1 protein-coding gene is annotated in these 1,451 nt (G+C 67.7%); it reads right to left on the bottom strand.

The annotated features are described in order from the left end of the window. Window positions 1-24: 24 nt before the first annotated feature. Window positions 25-1,227 (bottom strand): IS110 family transposase, encoded by a 1,203-nt coding sequence (locus AB0G28_RS49325; RefSeq protein ID WP_361106662.1) that lies wholly within the window; start codon window positions 1,225-1,227, stop codon window positions 25-27. Window positions 1,228-1,451: the final 224 nt, after the last annotated feature.

Raw genomic sequence — 1,451 nt, 5'->3', positions numbered from 1 at the left:
GGAGGAGGCTGCCTAATGTTTTTGTCAAGCAGCTGTGACTTGTGCATGGTCGGCTTGGTAGGGCCGGCGGGTCCGCAGGAGCGCGAACAGGACGTTGATGCGGCGTCGTGCCAGTGCGATGAGGGCTTGATGGTGTCGTTTGCCCTCGGTGCGTTTGCGCCGGTAGAAGGCCTTGCTGGCCGGGTCGGTGCGGATGGCGCAGAACGCGGATTGGTAGAAGACGAACTTCAGGGTCTTGCTGCCGGCGGTGGCGCGGCGCAGGTAGTGCATCTTGCCGGACTGCTGCAGCACCGGCGCCAGCCCGGCGGCCGAGGCGAGCTGGTCGGCGGTGGCGAACCGGGTGAGATCTCCTGCCTCGGCGAGGAATTCCGCAGTCAGGATGGCCCCCATCCCGGGCAGGGTGCGGATGAGGGCCGCGTCAGGGTGGCGGTCGAGATCCTCGGCGATCTCGCGATCCAGTTCGGCGATACGTCCTCTGGCGGTGATGGCGTCGGTGGCGAACTCGCGGGCGAACTCGGCCATCCGGGCTTCACCGGGCACGACGATCCGCTGACCCTGGGCAGCGGTGACCGCCTTGTCCGCCAGCGCTTCGGCGTAACCGCGGCGGACCCCGGCGCGCAGCAGGTATTCGGTCAGGCGCCGCCGGCCGGCCCGGCGGATCTCGGCCGCAGTGGCGTAGCGGGACAGCAGCCGCAGGTCAGCCAGGTTGGTGACGTCCACGGCGCGTTCCAGACCGGGGAAGAAACCGGCCAGAGTTTCGCGCAGGCGCGCGAGACGGCGGGTCTGATCGACCACGAGTTCCCGGCGGCGGGACACCAGCATGCGCAGGTCCAGCGTGGTCTCGTCGCTGGTGCTCACCTCGCGCCAGTCATCGCGCAGCCGCAGCTGATCGGCGATGGTCCTGGCGTCACGCGGATCGGATTTGGCCTCGCCGCCCTTGGTGGCGCGGCGGGCTCGGTTGACCACCAGACCGGGCACGTGCACCAGGCGGATCCCGGCGTCGATGAGCATCGCGGTCAGCAGCCCGGCCACGCCGCCCATCAGATCGATCGCGGCGGTGAGTTCCCCGTACTCCTCCTCGGCTCGGCGCAGCTGACCGATCAAGCCCTCGATGCTGCCAGGATCGTTGTCGACCCGTTGAGAGACCACAACCTTGCCAGTTTCAGCGACGACGATCGCGACCCAGTGGAACTCCTTGGCGACATCGATTCCCACCTTTACTGCCATCGAACCTCCCGTCGGTCACACGATCAGGTGCGTCCCCGTTCCGCCGTCAACGCCCTACATAGCGATCGTTCGCAGTGCCTAATCAGCGGTCAGAACAAGGGCGCGGGACAGGGGGCCGAGCCTCCTGAGCCATCAAGGACAGCCAGCATGAAAGCCATACCCGCCCCGCCTGCACACCCCGATCATTCCGGACGACCGGGGGCACACCTGAAAGGTAGGGCGGC

Source organism: Amycolatopsis sp. NPDC021455, from assembly GCF_040640995.1.
Taxonomy (GTDB): domain Bacteria; phylum Actinomycetota; class Actinomycetes; order Mycobacteriales; family Pseudonocardiaceae; genus Amycolatopsis.
This window is presented reverse-complemented; position numbering and strand designations above follow the sequence as displayed.

Bases quoted from the DNA above. Each gene is read 5' to 3' on its own strand.
- AB0G28_RS49325 (WP_361106662.1), bottom strand. From the start codon at position 1,227: ATGGCAGTAAAGGTGGGAATCGATGTCGCCAAGGAGTTCCACTGGGTC.